This window comes from Oligoflexus tunisiensis, assembly GCF_001748245.1.
Lineage (GTDB): Bacteria > Bdellovibrionota_B > Oligoflexia > Oligoflexales > Oligoflexaceae > Oligoflexus > Oligoflexus tunisiensis.
Genome location: NZ_BDFO01000001.1, coordinates 4070388 through 4092732 on the forward strand (window position 1 = coordinate 4070388; position 22345 = coordinate 4092732).

Below are 22345 nucleotides of genomic sequence, written 5' to 3' on the forward strand. Positions count from 1 at the left end.
GTTTCATCATCCTTCTCTGCTTCGGGCTTTCAAACCTGATGCAGGCTGAGCAAAAGGCGTACGTCGAAGACGGTATCGTGGATCTCAGGCAATGGAACTTTGAACAAAACCCGAGCCTCCCTCTTCGAGGTCATTGGCAATTCCACTGGTCAAAGTTCATCGAACCCCTCGCATTCCAGAGTCCGACTCCGCCACCATACGAGCTGATCAAAGTTCCAGGCAGCTGGACGAAAGCGGAAAAGCCCTATCCACGTTTTGGATACGCCACATATCGCGCCCATATCAGGCTCGCGAAGGTCGAGGAACTGGCTCTCTACGTTCCCGTGATCTATGCAGCCAGCCGGATCTTTATCGATGGGAAGCTGATTGCCGAGATTGGGAAAGTGGGACCAGAGGCCGAGCCTCAACGTTATACGCCCCGGATTGCCGAACGTTACTATACGTTTCTCCCGCGCGGCCTCGAGTTTGATATTGTCATCCATGCGTCCAGCTTCGAGATCTACCGGGCTGGCTTGACCCACAGCCCACCTGCTCTTGGCAAACCTGCAGCCATCGCGCTGGAACGTGAACGAGATATTGGCTTCGCCTTCTCCATCCTCGGCGCACTGGCTATCATGGGGCTTTACCATATCTGTCTCTTCGCTCTACGTACGGATGATCGCTCATCTCTTTACTTTGGGCTTCTCTGTCTCGTTCTTGCCATCTATATGCTCGCAGGCAAGGGACGCGTGGTGGATATCATCGTGCCAGGCATTTCGTTCGCTGGCATTATAAGGACTCATCAGGTGTGGATGCTCGCGCCTGCCTTCTTCTCCTTCTTCACTCATGAGCTGTTCCCACGCTATTTCTCGAAGAGACTCGCCCAGGCCATGGTGATCATAAACGGCTCATTCGTTATTTATACGATCTTTGCCGAGCCGCGCGACTTCATCGACAGGACCGCTGTCATTCAGATTCTCACGGCTGTGGTCATTATCTATCTGGTCCGCGTCATGACTCTGGTCTGCCTCAGGCGCGAGGACGGTGCGAAGACATTCTCAGCCGGAGCCTTTATCATGGCCACGGTAACCATTCATGACATCCTTCTGATTCAGGAGGTTTTCGAGTCGGTTCCCATCGGCGCCTTCGGTCTCCTGACATTCATCTTTTTCCAGTCCTTTCTGCTGGCCCGGCGATTCTCCAGCGCCTTCCATCGTGTGGCTGAATCCGAACATGAGGTCCGTAAGCTCTCCGAGGATCTCAAGGCGGAAAGGGATCAGATCCTGCACCTCAACGAGAACCTTGAGACGATCGTCGAAGACAAGACTCGCGACATTCGTTCGATCATGACTCATATTCAGCTGGGCATTTTCACCTTGGCCCCGCCTGAGTTCAGCATTCAGAAGGATTACTCGGATCATCTCAAATGCATCTTCAAGCAGGATGATCTGGTGAATTTGAACGGACTGCACCTTCTTTTCGCACATTCGAACCTGACGTCCGATGATAGAAGCCAAGCTGAAAGCGCCCTTGTTGTTTCACTGGGTGAAAATCTGGTCGCCTTTCAGATGAATCAGCACTGCCTGCCGAGGGAAATAGTCTGGAAGCAAAGCGACGATCACCGCGTCCTTGATCTTACGTGGAACCCTATCGCAGATGAGCAGGACAACGTGGAAAAGGTCCTCGTCACGGTCAGGGATGTTACCGATATCCGGGCTCTGGAGGCACAAACCAGAGACAAGGATACTGAGCTTGAGATCATAGGCGAGCTTCTCAACGCATCACCTGAATCGATCGATCGATTCTTTGCGAGCTGTCACGAATACCTGTCCGACAACCGCAAGTTCGTTCGAGCCTGCAGAGGGCAGGACAGTGATCTGGATCTGATCAAGATAGCGTTTATCAATTTCCATACGATCAAGGGGACGGCCCGCAGCCTCAAGTTTAGGAACATGACGAAAGTCCTGCATGAGATCGAACAGTTCTATGCGAATGTCTTAACCCAGCATCATTCGCAATGGGATATTGCCCGCATGTACCAGAGCGTGGATGAGGTCGAGGCCCTGGTCAGAACCTATGAAGCCATCAATTGCAACAAGCTTGGCCGCCAGCAGAACCCGGAATGGAGGGTTGAGGTCTCGGAAACGCAGATCGCTGAGCTTTATCGAAACGTTTCCAGGATGGAAAGCTTTCTGAGAGCCGACGCCGGCCCCGAAGGCAAGGAGCTTTTCCATGCCATCAAAAGCAGCATGTTCCCCTATATCTATGTTTCAGTGGCTGATGTATTCATGGACGCCTGCAAGGCGACCGAGGTTCTTGCCAAAGACCTGGGTAAAGCCCTGCCGACGCTCTCCGTGGCGGGCGATGGAATTTTCCTTTCGCGGAAGGGCGAGGGTCTTTTGCGGAAGATTCTGGTCCATATGATTCGCAATACCATGGATCACGGGCTGGAAACACCGCAGGAGCGCCTTGCCAGCGGCAAACGGCGCGAGGGACATATCGAGCTGCAGATGAAGAAGGAAAAGGATGGCGCCCTTCTCATCTATCGTGACGACGGTCGTGGACTTGATCTTCACACGATTGGAGAAATAGCGGTCCGGAAAGGCTTTATCGCGAACCGATCAGGCTTGAGCGACCAGCAGCTGGTGGATCTCATCTTCCACGCTGGATTGTCGACTGCCCACTCGGTGAACGATATCTCCGGCCGAGGCGTTGGGATGGATGCTGTCAGACGTTATGTCCAGTCGGAAGGCGGGGACGTCCGAGTTCGAGTCGAAGGGCGAGGAGTGGATACGCCCTTCCACCCCTTCCGCATTGAGATTGACCTGCCACAGAATCTGCTCGCCCAGGATTCGGCCGAGTTCCTATCGCGGCTCTCGTCGAAGCCAACGCTGCCGCTGACGGGTTGATTCATCATCCTCCTGCCCAGGGATTAAAGCGCCGCCCCGTTGCAGGTGATCTTCGATGAACCTCCATAGGGAAGGCTGAGCGAATCACAGGCCAGCTTCTCTCCGGTTAGCTGCAGCTGGCTGCCGCCTGAAACATCGGTTTCCAGCTTCGCGAGAGTTCCCGCCGTGCCGAAATCAAGTTTCGATTTCGAATTGCCGCGCGAGCGATAGAACATGGAAAGCACGGTGGTGTTCAAATCGAGTTGTATATTCGCGCCGCCGCCCGCGTAGATGCAGATACCTTTCAGGCTACTAATTTGCAAGGCGGAAAGATCGATCTGCGCCTGACCTTGAACTTCGAGAAGAAGAACACTATCCGGCGTGATTTTGCTGAGGTCGACGTTCCCGTGGCTGATGGAGACGGTCGTCTTATTATCACCGTTGGTGGCGAGAAGGCATTCCTTGCTTTCAAGCTCCTGCTCCGGTGCAGCCGGAGCGGCATCGATGGTCTCGGCAGGCGGAGCCGCGGTCGCTGCCGTCGAGGCCGAACCCTTGAAGTCGGAACTATCACAGGCAACGAGCCCAAAGCTAAGGATGAGCATCCCGAAGCGGATCATAGGCAACCTCTTTTTACATACACAGAATTTTCACTTACTTTATCGGCAGAAAGGTTCGGAAACTTGACTTTTTCGAAATCCCCTCCCACAATATCGGTGATATTAATATGTTAAAGAACCCTCTTCGCAAGGCATTGGCCGACCCCATACACAGAATTTTTAGGTTTCTGTCCGGCGTCTTCCTTCTGCGTAAATTATCCCAGATGCGTTTGAATTTCCTTGCCCACAAGTCAGGCCTGAATCATAGAGAGAATAATTCAGCGTCCCCCATTCCACACACGTAATGCGCCGTGTGACGAAAACTCATTATGTCTCGATGAAGTGGAAATGAAACACCGAGAAGGAGAAACACTATGCTTGTGACATTGAGGCGCCTTTGCCTCTCCATTCCTCTGCTTGTCCTCTTTTCCCTCCTGTACCCAGCCTGCTCTCCAAACCCAGAAGCCGATCAGCAAACAAAGTCAGTCGCCGATGTGTTGGATCCCAAGCCGAACGACCCCACAACCATTGCAGCCCAGCTGCAACGCTACTACGGACAGAATCAGTTCTTGAATGTCGAATGGCGTGGAGCCGTCGGGGAGAATGATGATGCGCCGGACGGAGGAGCTGAAGAACCCGCCGAAGACAGCGCGAAACGTGAAATTCAAGAAGCTGATCTGTTCAAGGTCGGTGTGCCGGGTTCCAAACTCCTCTATGTGCTCAACAACTATCGTGGTCTGCAGGTCGTGGACTTTAGCGAGGGACCTGCGGCTCCCCGAATCCTCGGACGGGCGGGAGCCACCGGGGATGAACTGATCGAGATGTACTTTGCCGCCGAAACCATGCAGATCATCGTCCTTGAGCGTCGCTGGAATCAGGATGCCGAAGACTTCCTGGGGCGGCTTCTCGTTTACGATGTGCGCGAAGCGAAGCGCCCACGCCTGGTGCAACGCATCGACACGCAGGGAGACATCGCTGATTCACGTCTCGTGGGTCAGGTGCTCTATGTTGCGAGTCGTCAAAGAGCTTACACTGGCGCCGGAGAAGGTTGGGTGAAAGCCTATCGACTGGACACGCCTGGACTCCAGGAGATAAGCAGCCATCGCCTCGCCATGCCGGTGACCGATCGCAGGAATCTGAATATCATCGAGACCATGGAAGCCGGCAAACCACGCTATTATCTGATCTCGGTTCTGGAACAAAACTTCTTCGACTGGGCCGGTCGCCAGAGCGCGATTGAGGTCGTTGATATTACGGATCCCGCTGGTGCCATGAAGCCTTTGCTCATGGTCTCGGTCAAGGGCGAGGTTCTGGAGCGTTCCGCGACCACCATCAAGGATCACACTCTGGTTGCGGTCAGCAGTTCATGGCAAACGGATAAGAACAATCGCATGATACGCACCGTTACGGTCGAGAGCTTTGTCCTCCCTGCCAGCACATCCGTGACCATCGACCAGGCGGAGGCGGATTTCCGGCGTCTCTGGTGGGAACGGGAGATGAAAAAAATTCCGGCTGGCGTGGACAAGGAAACCTATGGTGAGCAATTGAACAATCATCCCGAATTCGGTCTGAAAGGTGTTTTCGTGAAACAGACCGATGAGCGCATCGTGAAACTCTTCCCGGATCAGTCGATCACTGTTGGGGATGAGACCGGCCAGCACGCCGACCTTCAGGACGTCCGTTTCATCGGTGATCGAATCTTTGTGTTCTGGGTGCCGGCCAATCAGATTGATCCCCTCGATGTCTTCGATATCAGTCAGCCCGCCAAACAAATTCGCTACCTCGGCCGCACGCTTTTCCCTGGCTGGATCGAGCGAGCCATTCCCATTACATTCGAAGGGCGCGACCACATCCTGGCTCTCGGCTGGATGCGGCCCACCGAAGGCGAGGATCGACGGATCCGGCCGCAGGTCATGATTTTTGAAATTCGTAAGGACCAAGGCTCGTCAGGCCTCGTCGATATCGTGGCCAAGCTGACCCTTGAGCCCAGTTCACTCTGGGCCTACTTTAATGATGAAGACAAGACCATTGAAGTCAAAATCCAGCCCGATGGTACGGGTTACATACTCTTTCCTGCGCAATCGCTAACCAGCGAGACGCTCAGTGGCGGAAAACTGATCCATTACAATCTGAAGGCCCAAACTCAGAAATTGCAGGAAGGTGGCTTCCTGGCCGCGGATGTCGCCTGGCTGCGCAGGGTCTTTAGCAACCCGGAAATCGACAAGGTCCATACCTTGACCGATCGTTCGCTCGGAACCTTTGATATGGATGTCCACACGATCACACGACCCGATCAAATCATGGAAGCCATCGCCACCCTGGAATTGGCACGTGATGTCGTGGGCTATACGAAGCTCCGCATGGGGCGGCAAACCTATGGGGTGCAGATCATCGACAATGGAGCGGCACGCCTGAACAATATCCAGACCATACTCCGACTTGTGAAGGCGGACTGGGCGGATGCCGAGCACGGTGAGGTCATCCAAAACCTGCAACTTCGAGGCCGCTATACCGGACATATCATGAGCCAGGATGGTTCCCTCTATGTGCAGACGCAAAGGTTCGAACTCATTGAGACCGTCTTTGGCCAGCAGTGGACCACAATTCCAGAGTTGAGCCGTATTCGTTGGACCCTGGATGCAGGCTCAAACCTCGTCAAACCCATCGTCGAGACGGTGGCCTGGCCCAAGCGTGAGGAAACTCTCCGCTTCGATGCCCAGGCCACGTTCTTCGATTTGGGCGATGGTCGTATTCTGATGGCGCGCGATCGGGTGATCGGGCTCGTGAATAATAGTGCACAGCTCGTCCTGTCCGATGAATCTGAAATCCTGTCCTGCCTGCCAGCCCAGGCGGAGCAGCTGCAGTATCATCGCTGGCAGGGAAAAATGTATCTGAGTTATGCCCTGCATTTCAAGTCGGATGATCCCTTGTACCGTGGTCTTCGCCTTCTGCGTTACCACCTCGCGCCTCTCGCCGAAAGCACCCTGCAGCTCCAGTGTGGGGCGACGGTCAATATCCCAGGACGTCCCATTGCGCGAGAGGGTGAATCCCTGCTCACCGAGGATCAGCGTTTTCTCGGTTTCGAAACCATCAGCTCCGACAGCATCAAGGACCCTTCGCGCGTGCGCCTCGTCCCCATTCTGGATTCGCTGAAACTCGCGACGGGAAGGGCTCAATTGCATGATATCTATGGGTTGATGGACGCTAGTGACATGATCCATGATGCCGAGAATGGAATCAATTTACTGGAACGTTTGGACAACGGCACCAGCTATGCTCTTGTGCATCTTGAAGTCGACTATCAACAGCATTTCGTACGCCGTGCCTTTGCCCTGCCTGGGTCTTTCCACTCTGGCTATACCAGGACGCTGCTCACGATTCTGCCCGCTCAAGCGGATCGCGGTCAGGGCCGGTTGTACATTATAGGCAGCAGTGACCGCACCTGGGAGGTCTATGAAGAGGAGACTGATCTGCTGCGCGCACGAAACGTTGTGGAGTTGCTGCGACCCAATGAACGCTCCAGTCCCATGAATGCCATAGAGCTCTTCGGCAGGTTAAGCGATATGAGCGAAAAAGAACGCCAGTCCCGTATTATATTTGAAGCGGAGCACAACCGCCTGACCTTTGCGCAAGGACTTTGGGGTCTGCAACAATTCGAAATTGTTCGCGACATGTAAACGATGAGACCCGGGATTTTCGGGGGGCCTCCCCCGAAGGCCCTTCCCTATCACTCACGCACTCCTGGCAGCTAGTCCTGGGGTGTGGTCCGCATCTTCGCCAAGTATCCAGAACAGCTCCGCGGGCAAGGTGAATTCCAGAATAAAGGGAACGCTCTGCCGATTCACGCTCGGCTGGAGCTTCATGACGACCGTTGCACCTTCGGCTTCCGCATAGGTCCTGACAGCGTCGAGGCCCATTCCGCGGCCTGAAATTTCGCTGACGGCATTCCTGGTCGAGAAGCCCGAATGGAAGATCAGATCAGCGATCGCCTGATCACTGTAGTCTTGATCGGCTTGAAGAATTCCGCTCTCGATCCCTTTGGAGCGGATGGCCTCCAGATCCAATCCGTTACCATCATCCTGATAGGAGACCAGCAGCTGTCTGGCCCGAATAGCCGCCTGGATCGTGATCGTCCCGGCAGGAGGCTTGCCGCGCCTGACGCGGAGATCAGGCGTTTCGATGCCATGGTCCATGGAGTTGCGGAAAAGATGGACCAGCATGTTATGAATCAATTCGGATCCCCGCTCTTTCATGGTGACCATGGCGCCGGTCACCTGGATCCGGGGGGACTCCTTCCTGAGGTCGCGGGCCATGGAGTCCAAGCCACGGGCAGCCTCTTCAATGAGATTCGCCAGCTTATCGTAGCCCAGGTTCACCAGCTGACTTTGGATCGCTTGTATGACAGCACGATTGCCATCATGAAGGTACCTGCTATCAAGAGTCTGCAACAGGGACAGGCATGCCTCAAACTGCACTTTCCCAATCTTCAGGAATCTCTGTTTCAGGTCCCAGCCGAGTCGGTCTTCCCCAACATTCTGGTAACGGCCGATGACCGTCTCCACCAAATCCAGATCGCGCAGGAGCTTATCCTGATCCCAGGCCGCCTCCTTCCTTTGCAGGGATGCATAGTACTGCTCGACCTCGTGCGAGGCTGCCGAAATCGCCTGCAGATAATAGGTTCGGGCGGCGCCCTTGATCGTATGCATATTCATGTAGAGCCGCTTGATCACATCCACTCTGTGACCTGTAGCGGAGACGATGAGATCGCGATTCTCCGTGAGGAATTCGCTGGTCTTGCTGATGAAGCGATGGAACTTGTCCTCGGGGATCTGGGTCAGCTCGATGATGATCTTCATGTCCTCTTCATGCTGCAGCGCCTCCTGCTTCAGGCTGCGGACTTCCGTGACATCCCGCAGGCTGATGAGGATCTTCTCGACGATCCCTTCCTTGTTGCATATGGGATTCCAATCGATTTCCAAAAGACGCGGTGTCGCCTCCCCCGGTTGGAGGACTTGCAGTTCCTGGATCAGGTTGCCGGAATTCATTTCAAAGGCGACGATATTCTCGCCCAAACTCGCATCCAGGGTCGCCTGGATGTGACTCTTCTGGTCCGCTGACAGCGTGCTGTGATCGAGGAGCAGCGATTGGATCGTCGCGCCTTCGATGTCCTGGCTGCCGACGATGCTATGCAGGAAGTCAGAGTATTGAGCGCCGATCCGCCGATCCGGGAGCAGCGTGAAGATACCCTGCCGTATGCTGCGGAGGATGGATTTGATATCGCGTGTCTGCCGATCGACCTCCTGCGCAAGGGAGCGGCTCAGATGCTCCGACTTGCGGAAGGCGATGGCGAAGCGTACGGCGACGATCTGCGATTGGCAGGACACGAATACGACCAGTCCCCAGCTGATGGCATTGGCTGGCAAAAAGCTGTATCCGAGAGTATAAGCCGTATCCAGGATGCCTCCCACCAGAAGGCAGAGGCCACCGGCGAGCGAATAAGACGCTCCCTCCTCGCGAGCCCAGGCAGCGCGAGCGATGCAGCTTATGAGGATGACGCTCCAAACAACACCCCCATAGACGAAGAACCTTTCCATGATCCCATAGCTCGTGTTGCTCGTGAAGAGCACAAGCAGGATGGGCACCGCATAAACCGCCCATAGGGCCCTGGGAATCCAGCGGGGTGTCTGCCCTGGGAAATACGAGCGCAGGAAAGCCGCAATAATCAGGTAGGGCCATGCGATCGTCAGATAGTTCACCTTCATTTTCCACTCATAGTCCATGACCGGATCGGAGAGCTGCCTCGATGACCAATCGGCCAGGACCCAGCAGCGCAGGCAAATCGTGAAGACGAATAAGGCAAGATAGAGACTGCCCTTGTCCTCGTGCCGACGCAGGTAGAAACTGAGATTGTAAAGACCGACCAAAATGAAGAAGCCGAGGGTCAGGAAACCTGCGCGATCGGCTCTCCGCACTTTGAGGTGGACGCTCTCATAGGAACCTATTTCCGGCGGAAGCCAGAGTCCACCCCAGGTATGGAAATAATTGGCGACCTGAATCACAAAGTAATAGTCCTGATCGGGTCGCGCCTCAAAAGGCAGAAAGCCATCCATGGCGAGCGCCGGGATCGAACCCTCACGATTGCTTGCGAGTTGTCCAATGAGAACCCGCGGCTTCTGTCCCCTGGCCTCGTCTGCTGCAAAGAGGTAGACGTTTGAGCTTGAATAGGCGGAGATGCTGGAGAAAGCCATTGGAATCTGCGGCAGTCCCCGGAGGCGGAGCACGTAGGTGGCGACTCCAAAATTGTCCTTAATCAAACCGGGTGCGACTTCCGGGAAGCGTATGCTGGGTTTTGCGAAGCGCGCCTGATAGTCGGGAGACGCGAGGCGCTCGAGAACCTGCTCGGGCTGCAGGAGTTCATTCCAGAAGAAATGCCACTCCCCGCGAAGAGAGATCACAGGGTCGCCGTTCCAGCCCTTAAGGTCGAGTGTGCCCTGTCTTGCCTCATACGAAGCCGCGTGGCATGGACGAGCCAGATGCAGAAGGCAGGCGATGAAGACAAGCCAAACCCAAGTACAGCCAGATGCTGATCGAAGACGCGCATGAGGCATCTTCATACCGGCTCCAGAGGCTTCATGCAGCTTACCCGCGAATGCGACTTCAATGGAACGACCTTGGGCTGGAGGTTCAACCTATCCCTTTCAGAGTCATCTTTCCGAGCTTGGAATCGGCAGAATCGGAGAATGATTGAGGATTTGCGGGTTTGCTTTCTACAAAATTCAGGAAAATCCTGGGTTTGGCAGCACGAAGACGGCGCATGTGCAGATCACGGTGGATGCGTTTTGATCCGACTGTGCCTGGGGACGATCAGGACATTTTTGCACAAGATAAAGGCGGAATTGGGAAGCTATCGCCCTGTAATACATGGCGCTTATGCGCGCGTTTTCAGATTTCCCAGAAAATTCCGATACGTTTTTTTGTATATATTCCATTCCAACCAATTCCAACCCGGAGACGGGAGACAATTCATGCGTGATTCCATGCTTTTAGCCCTGATTCTGAGTTTGACTGCCGCTGGCTGCAATGGCTTACAGGGGCTTGTGGGAAAAAAGTCCAACAGCAAGACTGAGGCTGCCGTCGCAGGTCCGGAAACCACTAACGGTGATGCCGTTGCAGATAATAAGGTCGCTAAACCCTGTCCCATAAAAGCGGAAGAAGATGATGATGACGGTGATGAAAAGGGAGATGGGTCAGGCGAGGATAAAGACAACGCGGATGATGATTTGGATTTGACCCATGATGATACGGAGCATGAGGGCAGCGAATGCCATGAAGCTGAGAGCGAGGACGATTAAAGGCCGCCGTCACGGTGCCAGCTGGACGCGCTGATGGGTAGCCCGCCAAGGCTTCACAGTACCTGTTGCCTTTAGTCGGCTCGTCTATGCTGACAGCCGTTTCCTTTTGAATCGCAGCGTAAGCTCACTGCCCGGGCCACTTTCATTGTTCCGGATCTGAGCATCCCCGCCAAACGCCCTGCACGTCGCGCGCATTGCAGCCATCCCAAGCGATTTCCACGACCATGCTCATGACACAGCTCAGATAGGAATTAAGCCCTATCAGACCATTATTCTTGACTTGATAGGAGGCCGTGACCCAGTACTGACCGAGCGATGCGAGCATGCCCGATACGATGAGCATGCCAAGAGCAGGGAAGGTCTCGGGCCACGCGATAGGCTGAAATGCCAGAAAAATCAGATGGACCATGAGATTGACAAGAGACCAATAAAACATCATGGAAATGGTCGTCTCGCCCATGAAGCGTGTACCGACCAGGGCATAAGCCATCGCCGCCGCAATATCCGACAGCATTCCCCAGCAGGAAAGTGGCAGCCCCTGCCCCCAATCGATTCAGCGCCATACTGTAAGCGATCAACGTCAAGCTCCCGAAGCAGCCCCAAAGGAGCAGCAGACCCCTTCTGTAGCCCAGGAGGGGGATTTTGGCGAACTTTGCGAAGGAGTCTCATATCCGAAAGACGATCAACTCCGCTCAAAATTCGGTTCAGCCAGATCAACCAGTCGGAGTGTCGGGGATCTGAATATCAATCTTAAGTATTGTTTATGGAGTGTCCTTGGTGCGCTCAGTGTTTACGCTTTCCCTAAGCTCCACGACCTAATCCATGCGAATCGTAAATAAAAACACGGCAAAAGAAGTGTCAACTGCGACACAAGCTGGGAGCATGCCCTTTGCCAGTACTCCAAAGTTATCTGTGTTGAGGTCGAAACAGCCCTTAAACTGTTGATAAATGATTCCCATACCAAGGGTAAGCTCGCGAAGCAAGGGATTCCCGTGCGGAGCATTGCCGAACCATGCTTATCACGAATGCACCCATCGTTCGCACTTAGGACGTCCACCAGTCCGTTAAGGAAATGTGGAAGACCTTCACTTTGTTCATGATCCAACAGCACGATCCATCAAACGGCGAATGAAAAATTCTGGCATGAATCATGAAATACGATTAGGCAATTTACAGCACCGATCCATCTGGAGATTAACATCATGAAAGTCATTCCGTCCCGAGCCCTTTGGGTGGCAAGCACAACCATTCTACTGGGTTGTTCAAGCCCAGCCAGACCACCTCAACTTAACAAGGAAGGCAAAGATCTCGTCCAAAAGCCTACTGCCGAGAGCCAACGCCTCGATGAACTGGAAGAACAGTATAAAGAGCAAAGCAAACGGATCAACGAATTCCTGGATGCAATGGCTGAAAAGGACTCAATGATCAGCACTAACCAGCAGATCATCGACTCAAAGGACAAAGAGATCCAGGACCTGAAAAACATGGATGCTGAGGAAGACAAACTATCTGAGGACGAGAAAAAGGCCTTAAAGGATCAGGTTGATGCATTGGAAAGCGAAAAGAAAAATCTCAGTGAAAGCAACAAGAAGCTCGAAGAAGAGAAGAAGAAGTTGGAAGCCCAGGCAAAGTCCGTGAACAACGTGAAGCCCACAGGAACAGCGTCCAATAGTTCTGCAGCGCCGTACTACTTTGTCCGCTTTGGCAACATGTGTCTGGATGTCGCTAATAGCAGCGTCGCTGAAAATGCTCGAATCATGGGGCTCACATGCCGGACCCCTGGCCTGAACCAACAATTCGCTTACCTCCCAGGACAAAACTATTTCTACCTCAGATCTCGAATTTCGAACAAGTGCATAGCAACATTGGGATCGGCTGTCGGGTCAGCAATAGTCCAGAAAACATGCACCAACACCACCGATAAGGTCTGGGAATCCATTAACGTCGGTGGGCGCGTTAAATTCCGTAATCGCTGGTCGGGAAATTGCATGGCATATGACACAGCCAACAACATGGTATTGACCAATTGCAACTCCCAATTCGCATTGACTTTCACCTGGATCGCAAACGGTAACAATTCGGCACTCCCAAAATTCTGATAAATGGGGCATGGCAAAGCATGCCTAGCAGCCCGCCCTGATGGCCTGAAGTTCACATAGGTTGAACCAACAGCTGAGTTTTTTCAGCACGTGCCAGGAGAGGACTTTCTCTCCTGGCTTTTTCATGCCTAATGCCGAGCTCATGTCCTCAAGGTCTGACTTCAAAAGGTCAGAATCAATTCTAACAAACTTCAATTCCATTAACGAATGACTTCACCGATCGTTTATCTTTTCAACGCTTGACAGACTAGCGGATACACCGTGAAAGCTTAAATCAATGCAATCTCAAGTTTCTTCGCGCGGCTCATGCATTGCAATAGCACGCTTCGACTGCATAGCAGTTCTTGCGATCGATCTGATCACGGATCGCAACCGATTAACTTGTTCAGGGGAAAAAAATGAAGCTTACTTTCCCACTCGTGACGGCTTTCTTTTTGGTATTCGGATGTTCTACTAAGGAAACGCCCGTTTCGGCTGTCAAAGGCCTCTATGCGGCTGATATACTCTGGCAGAAAGAAACAATCGTTGTCTGTTTCATACCAAATCCAACGCTTTCGCGCGAAGACAGGATGACTGTTCAAAGACTTGTAAACAGCACCTGGCTTCCGCACATCGAACTTAAGCTCATTGGGTGGAACGACTGCGATAATGTCACTGCTCCGGACATATCCATTGAAATGAGCGATCAGATTATAAGGGGGAGTAGTTACGTTGGACGATACAGCCACATAAAGATGCCATCCATGCGCCTACGAAGCTCCTCCAGTCCAAACTCAACCAGTCGGGAAAATTTCGAATACGGAATAGTCCATGAGTCCGACCATGCTCTAGGCATTCTGCATGAGTTCCGTCTCGCCGTCGTTCTCACCGCTGCCGAATGGAGCGCAAGCCATTCCCATATGCCTCACCAAACGCTGGTTCGACTCCCGATACTGCACTGTCGATGTCATGACCAGGTCCTTGGCCACTGCGCACAATGCGACAGATACCGCAAAGACTCGCTTCAGCAGCCGCGACCAACTCCACTCACCCTCCTTTCGAGAGGACTATTTCTTATCTGAGCATCCCATCACGATGGATACCTTCCTCTTACGAACCCTGGGACGGGGAAACATCGTTTCAAGCCGCTCCTTTTTTTTTGCCAAGCTCTTCAGAGGTCTCGTATCGGAACTGACGGAGATTAACCGGCGCTCGGTGCCGGAAACAATCGAAGTAAAGTTTTGTTTAGGCAATTAATAAAGATTTGCCAGCGTCAAAATATAGTAAACATTCGCAGTCACCACTTGATGATAATCAACCGGTGAGCCTGCGTACCCTTCCAGCTAAATACCCTAACCTCAGGTATCTTCAGCTTCTTTAAAAAGTCATCAGGAATTGCGAGGGGAATTCGGGTTCATCAGCGATGAGCTGGCTCGACGTTTTAGGCTTTTTCTTTGGGAAAACCATCATCTAAGAATTCTATTTTTGTGATTCACGCTCAAATTCGAAGTGATGATGAATTCTGTGCTTCCGTGGCACCGAAACTGCATTATGGAAGTTGAAAACTCTCGCTGTTGTTGGGTCGAAGGATAGTCACATGTATCTAAGGAATATTGAAATGCGCAGTAAGAAAAAAGTTTCGATTTTGTTCCATTCCCTTATTTTTTCAGTCAATATCTGGTCATGCTCTTCCAAAAACGTCAAAGGGTATACAGAAGATAATGTCGCCAAAACAGGAAATGTTTCTGAAAATGATTTTAACGTTCCAGAATTGATAAGCAAGATGACTTGGAAATTGGAATTCATTATGAAACCTGAAAACATATTTACGGGATTCAGCGGGAACTACCCATTTAGGGTGATGATTGATCCTTATTTATCCAGTCAATTGCCAGAATCAGTCGAGCTAACTAAAGAACAGATTAAAGATTTGTATGGCAGTGCCGAATATAATGCAGCAGTTGATGCAGAGAATAAAAAGTTGACAGTGGTAACTGATGACGCTTTTGTTTCTTCGAGCGGTCGGGAACTCAATGATGGGAACAAAAAGTGGACCAAGTACATACTGACGACGCTCAAAACCGGTATGACTGCTGTCAAAATCAAATATGGTACTATAGAAATGACAGTGCCCATGTTGATTGTTCCCTATACGGTTGCTCAAAGGAATACTGGCAAAGCCCGCTATAACACGGCCGTTGAAGGAGCCACCCCGTCGCCTGCATGCACTACATGCCATAGATCAGAACAGGCTCATAACCATTCACCCTCTATTATCGCATCATATACCGATGCTGGGTTGCTCTCGTTTATTGAAACTGGGGTAAACTCAGACGACAAGAAAACGTCAGTAATTCCGCATAAGATGACCTTTGCCAATGCTGATGACAAATCTGGAATAATAGCTTATCTCCGTAGCCTGGATCCGGAATCTTATAATGGGGAGTAGGCACTCGCCCCGCATCTGTGGGTGATGGAGGCAGGATACGATCAGGCTGGATTGGTTTCCAGACGGGTATTCATAAGAATTCGATTCAAACCCTGACAGAGCAAGACATTGAATCATTCAACTTCATGAGCCCACGCCAGATGACGAGAGATCCAGGTGGAGGATCATTGGCTCATGCCAGAGAGTGAGGCAGTGAGCATGACGTGCGTTCACACTCAAATACAAATGTTGCTTGATGTTCAGCCAGAGTATCCTCCCAGATCAATCGAAGTACCAGATTATACATCTTCCCGGCAACAGACTCCGTATGTTGCCACCGATGAGCACAATACACCTTTCGCTGCAATTGTAAACTCCTGCTACTGCGGAACGGCGAACTCAAGCCATTATACGCCTCGTTTATGCCAACTCTCTGTTTGACACTTCGTTAATGAATCGAGAAGCAATATGTTCACATTGAAATAAAAATAGGAATCCAGGTGTAGCTACCGGACTTCATGGACTTGCTGCGATGCGCTTCGTTAACGAGTTGATCATTTTCAGATACTTTAGATTTATCTTAGTTCTCAAAATCGTTGCGGCTGAATGCTTGTATGCGCGGAGTTAGGCCTGAAAATTCACTCTGCTAGCGATCAATACCCGGAAATTATTTCTTTGTTTTGGGGTGCCATGAGGAAAGATTGCAAATAGCCATCAAACATTTCTCTTCCCAAATTTTCAGACAGTTGATATTTCATCTACAGATCGCCCATCATCGATCAATTGAGGTGGTCAGTGGAAAAGGCTACTGGCACAAGACAGGAGTTGGTCGAGGTCTCGTGGGCATTCCTTCACGATCTCACTGGAGCGCATCCGGATGAATATTCTTATACGACCGACACATCGATGCTCCAACATGAAATTATTGAGGCTTATACAATGCGCTGGTCGATCGAAACAACATTTCAAGAATCAAGGGAATATCTGCGCCTGGGATCACCAAAATGCCACGCAAAAAACACTGTTTTACGGCGATGCCCTGTCTTTTCGGTCTCTACACAATTGTTGTACTGCTCTATCTGAAGTTGCCTGCAAAAGCGAAAGCTCAAACTGCGGTATCGTAGGCGGGCATATCCACCCTAAAGTTAGGCGAGACATTCTCAGCGCGGTCTTACAAGCTGCTTAAAGAACGTAAAAAAGCCACAAGTATACACGTGGATTCGGATCGCCTTCACAGATTAAAGGAAGTGTATGATTAAGGGATTGCAAACACGCAGGTTGCCGCGCCGCTGGGTGATCTGGTTCTCGATAGGGATAATTACCCTGACCACCGCGATGGTATCCTTAACCAGAACTCGGGGCGACGGCGATCATAAAGACAAGCTTTTCAAGGTTGAGCGCCGGAACATCACCCAGTCGTTGCAGCTCTCTGGCAAGACGATGCCGGAAAAGACCACGGTGATCACCGCCCAGCAATCTGGTCGAATCGTGGCGATCGACGTGAAGGAAGGCGCCCAGGTCCAACCGAATGACCTCTTGTTCACAATGCAATTGGAGGCAGCTGGTCAAACCGAATTGATGGACCTCCGCAACCGCGTCCGCGCCCTCGATATGGAAGTGGAATCCGGAACAAAGCTGATAAGGAACAAGAACTCCGTCCGCGATTTGATCGGTCGCGATATCGTCGCCCGGGAGAAGACCGAACTAGAGAAAAAGAAAATCGAGCTGACGTCATCCCGTGAGCGTCTCGCCATCCTGGAAAACAGCCTGGGTCTCTCTCAAGCCACACCTGATGTTCGCGATTCGGCGGCTACGACGGGTCTCGTCTACGTGCGTTCGCCCACCCAAGGCATCGTCTCACTGATCGACAAGCGTCCAGGAGACTTCGTGCTGGGAGGCGGTGGCATGAGCAGCTCCACCGATGTCAGCGGCAGCAATGAGCGCATGGTGATGGTGGTCTCGGACATGACCGATCTGCAAGTCCGCATCAAAGTAATGGAAGCCGATCTTTACCTGGTGAAGCAGGGCCAGCCCGTGAAAGTGCGGCTGGACGCCTATCCCAAGATCGCTTATGAAGGCACGGTCGAGCAGATTGGGGGCCAGGGACGTGCCGATCAGAAAGCCGGTTACACCTACTTCGATGTCTACGTTAGCCTCAACAAGCGCGATAGCCGTCTGCTCCCGGAGATGAATGCCACCGTCGACTTGGTCTTTGCCGAGCAGCAGAATGTTTTGACCCTGCCGGTTTCCTGCGTTTTGATACTACCAAACCAATCTTATGTCCGCGTCAATGACAGCAGCGACCCCAACGGCTTCCGCTTCCTTCCCGTGCAGGTCGGGGCGATCAGCGACACCGAGGTTGAAATCGTTTCGGGCCTTGCTGAAGGAGCCGAAGTGCTGGACATCGACTTCGCCTCGCCGCAGGTCTTCGAAGTCGCCACAAGTTCTGAGACCACTGCAACCAAGGAGGCGGTGAAGCAGTGAAACAGGATCTGCCGGCGCTTATTGATATCCGAAATCTCTCGTTTCGCTACGGTCGGGACGCGACGACTTTTCTGGCCCTGAAAGGCATCACGCTGCAGATCTACCAGGGCGAATTCGTCGCCATCACGGGGGCTTCGGGTTCCGGCAAATCCACGTTGATGAATCTCTTAGGGACTCTGGCCACGGCCCAGTACGGGGTCTTCGCCATCGACGGCGAAAACACCGCCAGCCTCGAAGCCGATTTGTTGGCCGCCCTGCGCAACCGTACCATCGGTTTCGTCTTCCAGCAATTTCATTTGCTACCGCGCCTCACGATCCTGGAAAACGTGTTGCTCCCTCTGAACTATATGCAACCACGGCCCCAGGCGCACGAACGGGCTCGCTATCAGCAACGGGCGATGGAATTGCTCGGTCGACTCGGGATCCAGAACCAGGCCCTGAAAATGCCGACCAATCTCAGCGGCGGGCAGAAACAACGGGCCGCGATCGCCCGAGCCCTGCTCCTTGATCCAGCTGTGATACTGGCCGACGAACCGACCGGCGCCCTCGATTCCCACAGCTCGACCGAGGTGATGAAGATCTTCGCCCAGCTGCATCAGGAAGGTCGCACAGTGATTCTGATCACCCACGATCCGGAAGTGACCCGGGTCGCCAAACGCCGGGTGGATCTGAAGGACGGCTGCATCATCACCGATCAGCAGCAAGTCGGTCTGAATCTCGAAGCCACGACCCTGATTGATTCCGCAGCCACTGACGTGCCGCGATCCAGCTGGCTATCGAACTTTCGGGCCCTGGCCCCTTTGCGCCAAGCCTGGCAGACGCTGGTGGCTGCAAAGCTGCGCACTGCCCTCACCTGCCTCGGCCTCGTCATCGGCGTAACTTCCATCACCACCATGCTGACTCTGAGCACCGCCGCCCAGGATGTGATCATCAAGATCTTCAATCGCGCCGGTGGTGACCGCATCTATGTGGGTCTGAACTACCAGGCCTCATATACTAACTCCAATGGCTACTGGCAGGGTCTGCATATCGACCAGGATCTTCCCCGCATGCGGGCGACCTTCGCTGACTACGGCCACATCTCCATGCTCTTGAACGATTTCTATCAGAATGCATTGGTTGGGGGCGTTTCCAAAGAAGTGAAGGTCGGCAGTCTGGGTAACGTGCAAGACTTCGTTGATCAAGGAATGAAGCTCACCGCTGGCCGCATGATTGCGCCGCATGAGTTCCAGAATAACGGCATGGTCGCCCTGGTCGGTTCGGATTTCGCCAAGGGCACATTTCGTGCCCACTATCCCGGACGCTATAATAATCCGAAATTTCCCGTGGGAGAAACCATCATCCTGCGCGGACAGCTGCAGACCCCCGTGCGTATTATCGGAGTGATCGGCCAGCGCGAGACCAGCTTCGTCGATCGTGATGCCAATACCAAGGTCTATGTCCCGCTCTCGCTGTTCATGCATTACACGAACGAAAAGCATAGCACCTGGCTCTCGGTGGTGCCGAAACCGGGTGTCTCGCACCGCTGGCTGGCGAATGCGGTCGCTAATTATCTGAAGCTGAAAACCGGGATGAAATACCCCTTCCAGGTCGAGGTGCCCGAGGAGCTCATGAGCAGGATCATGCTCTTTGTCACCATCTTCCAGGCTCTGACCGCATTGATCGGCGGCCTCTGCATCCTGGTCGGCGGCATCGGCATTATGAACATCATGCTGGTCACGATTGCCGAAAGGATCAAGGAGATCGGCCTGCGCAAGGCGCTCGGCGCCACCGGTTCCCACATCTTGCAGCAGTTCCTGGTGGAATGCATGCTCCTCTGCGTTGCGTCCGGCATCGTCGGCACCCTGGTCGGCGCAGTCTTCTGCAACCTTGTCGGCTTCATCGGTCACGCAGCTCTCCCGGAAATCATACCGAATCAGATGCTGCTCAATCCCCTGGGTTTGATCCTCGGCCTTGGCACGGCCGTGGTCTGCGGCATGAGCTTCGGTATGATGCCCGCCCTGCGTGCATCGAGTTTGGACCCCAGTGAAGCCCTGCGGAGTGAATGATAGGACGTCTTCGAAATCAGGTTTTGAATATAACCGATTTCGAAATGACATCTCATACAAGATGACTAAATTTTGGATTCCTGGACACCGCCGGGTGACGATCCACCGCTCGATGGGTGATCCGCGATAGGAGGTAAAGCTGCTTGGCTCCAAAATCCTGCATCCACAAGGACGGCTCGAGTCTGACCCGAGGTATGATTGAAAGCCTTCCAAGTCGACAACCCCAGCGACTTATCCCAGTCGAAAGCCACCAGAGAAAACGAGCCTGCAAAGGGCGAAGGCATCGACACGCGATTCTATTACACCACCCGAAAAATTCTCGACCCTGCGACCTCGACAATCCATCCGAATTTGCAAACGCAAGTCCCTCATAGGTCCGAACGGCAAAGTCATAAAGGGCAGCCGCATCTGCGAACCCACACCCTGTGATCACGACGGGAAAAAGATTGCATCACGAATCAGACCTTCCGAGCCTTGAAGCTCGCCGATGCGGCTCCGAAAATCCTGGCTTCGGCAAAACTGGGTGGCGTACAGGGACAACTCAGTTTACCCGCGGCCGCGGACGTTCTGCAAGGCATCGCCTTCGGCCCCAATAGCAGCAGCTCGGATCTTCTGACTATCCCCGACGCCAGCCAGGCCCGAGCGGCCTTCGACCCCTTTGGAGTCGGAGGCAATCAGTCGGTCGGCAGCAGAAAGCCGTATTGAGCAGGACAAGTTCGTTAACGAAGAAGAAAAGTCTGTATTGTTGTTTGGAAGTCGTATCCATGCCGTGTAAAGTGACGATGGTTAACACGAAGATTGCGTAACGTTCGGAATGGGGATTAGGTTCACTTGCTACACTCCTGTTAGCAAATATTTGGCTGAGACACACAAAATCTGTGAGGCGTTAACGAAGCAGGATTTCCTCTAAACCGCTTTTTGAACAATCATAAAAAATCTCTTTGCATAGTTAAATCCATCCAGCTATAGCTATTGAACAGCTTGCCCTACAAGCTTTTGTGGCGTTTTTTTTTCGAGTGGAAAACGAATATTATGAAGAGACTTGCTAAATTCAGCCCGACCGCTCTTATAGCGTTGAGTACAGGAAGCATCTGCATGAAGCTATTGGTTCTAGTTCTTCAAGTCCAAAGTAAAGATGAGGCGCCCATCCAAGAAGCCCCAAAATCTCAAAATTCGAGCTGAGAGAACGACGAACCAGGCAAGTATTGTGGTGCCTGTTGATGGCTTTCAGTCTCGGCTGCGAATGCATGTGTTCAAACATCAAAATGTGCCTTAAAACGGCGCGCTTTTTCGAAAACCACCAGATGCAAGAGTTAAGTGACGTGCTAAAGCTTGAAGTGCTAGATATTCCCCATGGGGGGGAGTATATATCTGCCAAATTACGGAGTATTGGAAGAATGAGACTGCAAAAATCCTATGTGCTCGGAATCACTCTCTCGCTGGCCCTTATCGCCTGTGGCAAGGACAAGAAAACCAAGGCGGTGAAGGATCCCGAGACTGCGGAAGAGAGCACTGATACCAATAAAGAAAATCCTGATCTTACTGAACCTACTCTTCCTACTGATCCTAATGATAAGCCTAAGGATGAGCCTGAGACGCCTCCGCCCGCTTCCAATAGTAGCATAGACGCGGCGCTGCTTCTGGAAGCGCGCACGGCAGTCGATGTTCTCACTCAACAAATCGTCGGTTCTAACCTGGATGATGCCATTAGCCTTGCAGATACAGCCATTGCAGCCGCGGAGAAACGGAAAAGCGATCATGAGTATAATAAGAATCTTGCGGAAAATGAGGCCAAGAAGCACTATGACACACTTATAAAGACAGAAGCTCCACTATGGCGGGAGTACAATTATGCTGATTTATCGGTGAGAGCGGGTAGAATCCAAGAGTATCCCAGATACGTCAGGCTTAAGGAATACTTTGCAGCGTCTAAGGCTATTGAAGAGGAAAGGGGCAATCAGCGTCAGATAGAAGAAGATATTGAGAAGCTTAAGGGTGAACTCAAAGAACTGGATATTTTGATCACTCAGGATAAAATGGAGTTGAATGGGTTCTATCTGGAAGTCTTGACCCTGGAAAAAGCCGGAAATATCGATACCCCAAGGGAGAAACAATTGCCAGGTCTGATCCAAAACAAAAAGAATGCCATAGGAACAAATTCAGACACACGGAAGCAGAAGAAGGCTGACCTGGATGATAAGGAAGTAAAGCGTAATGAATCCATAGGGCGCGTCACGCATTTGAAAAGGGTTCAGGATTCGATCAAATTTTTGATTTTAGTACAGATTCGGGGCTTGATCGATATTGAGGAAGGCAAAGTCGCATCCTATAAGGAAAAAATAGCTGTTGAGGAGAAAAATGCAGCCGATAAATTTGCGGAAAAGAATAATCTGGCTATACTGAAGGACTTCTTCGCACGCCAAGCGGCTGCCACGAACTGAGATCATCGTCCGTTTGCGGATCGGATACCTTGGTCTCTGGCGCCTTCTCCT

General features: G+C 52.3%; 13 protein-coding genes. 9 read left to right on the top strand and 4 right to left on the bottom strand.

Annotated features, from left to right (window positions below; genetic code table 11):
* The first annotated feature begins 77 nt into the window (after positions 1-77).
* Positions 78-2888: a 7TM diverse intracellular signaling domain-containing protein gene (locus tag OLTU_RS16965; RefSeq protein ID WP_176736707.1), complete on the top strand. Its 2811-nt coding sequence runs from the start codon at positions 78-80 to the stop codon at positions 2886-2888.
* A 23-nt stretch (positions 2889-2911) separates the two neighbouring features.
* Here the strand turns inward: OLTU_RS16965 and OLTU_RS16970 are convergent, their stop codons facing one another.
* Positions 2912-3484: a hypothetical protein gene (locus OLTU_RS16970; protein WP_141733953.1), complete on the bottom strand. Its 573-nt coding sequence runs from the start codon at positions 3482-3484 to the stop codon at positions 2912-2914.
* Between the two features lie 353 nt (positions 3485-3837).
* Here OLTU_RS16970 and OLTU_RS16975 point away from each other — a divergent pair, with 353 nt between their 5' ends.
* Positions 3838-7140, top strand: a complete 3303-nt coding sequence (locus OLTU_RS16975) for a beta-propeller domain-containing protein (RefSeq protein ID WP_141733954.1) — start codon at positions 3838-3840, stop codon at positions 7138-7140.
* A gap of 54 nt (positions 7141-7194) precedes the next feature.
* On the opposite strand, the gene OLTU_RS16980 is transcribed toward OLTU_RS16975, so the two are convergent.
* Positions 7195-10077 (bottom strand): 7TM diverse intracellular signaling domain-containing protein, encoded by a 2883-nt coding sequence (locus tag OLTU_RS16980; RefSeq protein ID WP_141733955.1) that lies wholly within the window; start codon positions 10075-10077, stop codon positions 7195-7197.
* A gap of 126 nt (positions 10078-10203) precedes the next feature.
* Between OLTU_RS16980 and OLTU_RS32360 the strand changes: the two genes are divergently transcribed.
* Entirely contained in the window at positions 10204-10815 is a 612-nt protein-coding gene (locus OLTU_RS32360) for a hypothetical protein (RefSeq protein ID WP_218110081.1), read from the top strand.
* 142 nt (positions 10816-10957) lie between these two features.
* Here the strand turns inward: OLTU_RS32360 and OLTU_RS16990 are convergent, their stop codons facing one another.
* Positions 10958-11329, bottom strand: coding sequence for a hypothetical protein (locus OLTU_RS16990; protein WP_141733957.1), 372 nt, complete (start codon positions 11327-11329; stop codon positions 10958-10960).
* A gap of 688 nt (positions 11330-12017) precedes the next feature.
* Here OLTU_RS16990 and OLTU_RS16995 point away from each other — a divergent pair.
* Entirely contained in the window at positions 12018-12914 is an 897-nt protein-coding gene (locus OLTU_RS16995) for a ricin-type beta-trefoil lectin domain protein (RefSeq protein ID WP_141733958.1), read from the top strand.
* A gap of 827 nt (positions 12915-13741) precedes the next feature.
* On the opposite strand, the gene OLTU_RS32925 is transcribed toward OLTU_RS16995, so the two are convergent.
* Entirely contained in the window at positions 13742-13864 is a 123-nt protein-coding gene (locus tag OLTU_RS32925) for a hypothetical protein (protein WP_281181238.1), read from the bottom strand.
* Between the two features lie 647 nt (positions 13865-14511).
* Between OLTU_RS32925 and OLTU_RS17000 the strand changes: the two genes are divergently transcribed.
* From OLTU_RS17000 to OLTU_RS17020, 5 genes are all read left to right on the top strand, one after another.
* Positions 14512-15342 (top strand): hypothetical protein, encoded by an 831-nt coding sequence (locus OLTU_RS17000; RefSeq protein ID WP_141733959.1) that lies wholly within the window; start codon positions 14512-14514, stop codon positions 15340-15342.
* 1230 nt (positions 15343-16572) lie between these two features.
* A complete protein-coding gene (locus OLTU_RS17005; protein WP_141733960.1) occupies positions 16573-17805 on the top strand; it encodes an efflux RND transporter periplasmic adaptor subunit in 1233 nt (410 codons plus the stop codon).
* Entirely contained in the window at positions 17802-19853 is a 2052-nt protein-coding gene (locus tag OLTU_RS17010; RefSeq protein WP_141733961.1) for an ATP-binding cassette domain-containing protein, read from the top strand. The genes OLTU_RS17005 and OLTU_RS17010 overlap by 4 nt, the downstream gene beginning before the upstream one ends.
* A 474-nt stretch (positions 19854-20327) precedes the next feature.
* Complete coding sequence (locus OLTU_RS17015; protein ID WP_141733962.1) at positions 20328-20558, top strand: hypothetical protein; 231 nt, start codon at positions 20328-20330, stop codon at positions 20556-20558.
* 515 nt (positions 20559-21073) lie between these two features.
* Positions 21074-22294, top strand: coding sequence for a hypothetical protein (locus tag OLTU_RS17020; protein WP_141733963.1), 1221 nt, complete (start codon positions 21074-21076; stop codon positions 22292-22294).
* The last annotated feature ends 51 nt before the right edge of the window (positions 22295-22345 follow it).

What these genes read in the sequence shown, in the direction of transcription:
- OLTU_RS16970 (WP_141733953.1), bottom strand. Translation starts at nt 3,484, where the DNA reads ATGATCCGCTTCGGGATGCTCATCCTTAGCTTTGGGCTCGTTGCCTGT.
- OLTU_RS16975 (WP_141733954.1), top strand. Translation starts at nt 3,838, where the DNA reads ATGCTTGTGACATTGAGGCGCCTTTGCCTCTCCATTCCTCTGCTTGTC.
- OLTU_RS16980 (WP_141733955.1), bottom strand. Translation starts at nt 10,077, where the DNA reads ATGAAGATGCCTCATGCGCGTCTTCGATCAGCATCTGGCTGTACTTGG.
- OLTU_RS32360 (WP_218110081.1), top strand. Translation starts at nt 10,204, where the DNA reads ATGATTGAGGATTTGCGGGTTTGCTTTCTACAAAATTCAGGAAAATCC.
- OLTU_RS16990 (WP_141733957.1), bottom strand. Translation starts at nt 11,329, where the DNA reads ATGCTGTCGGATATTGCGGCGGCGATGGCTTATGCCCTGGTCGGTACA.
- OLTU_RS16995 (WP_141733958.1), top strand. Translation starts at nt 12,018, where the DNA reads ATGAAAGTCATTCCGTCCCGAGCCCTTTGGGTGGCAAGCACAACCATT.
- OLTU_RS32925 (WP_281181238.1), bottom strand. Translation starts at nt 13,864, where the DNA reads ATGACATCGACAGTGCAGTATCGGGAGTCGAACCAGCGTTTGGTGAGG.
- OLTU_RS17000 (WP_141733959.1), top strand. Translation starts at nt 14,512, where the DNA reads ATGCGCAGTAAGAAAAAAGTTTCGATTTTGTTCCATTCCCTTATTTTT.
- OLTU_RS17005 (WP_141733960.1), top strand. Translation starts at nt 16,573, where the DNA reads ATGATTAAGGGATTGCAAACACGCAGGTTGCCGCGCCGCTGGGTGATC.
- OLTU_RS17020 (WP_141733963.1), top strand. Translation starts at nt 21,074, where the DNA reads ATGGCTTTCAGTCTCGGCTGCGAATGCATGTGTTCAAACATCAAAATG.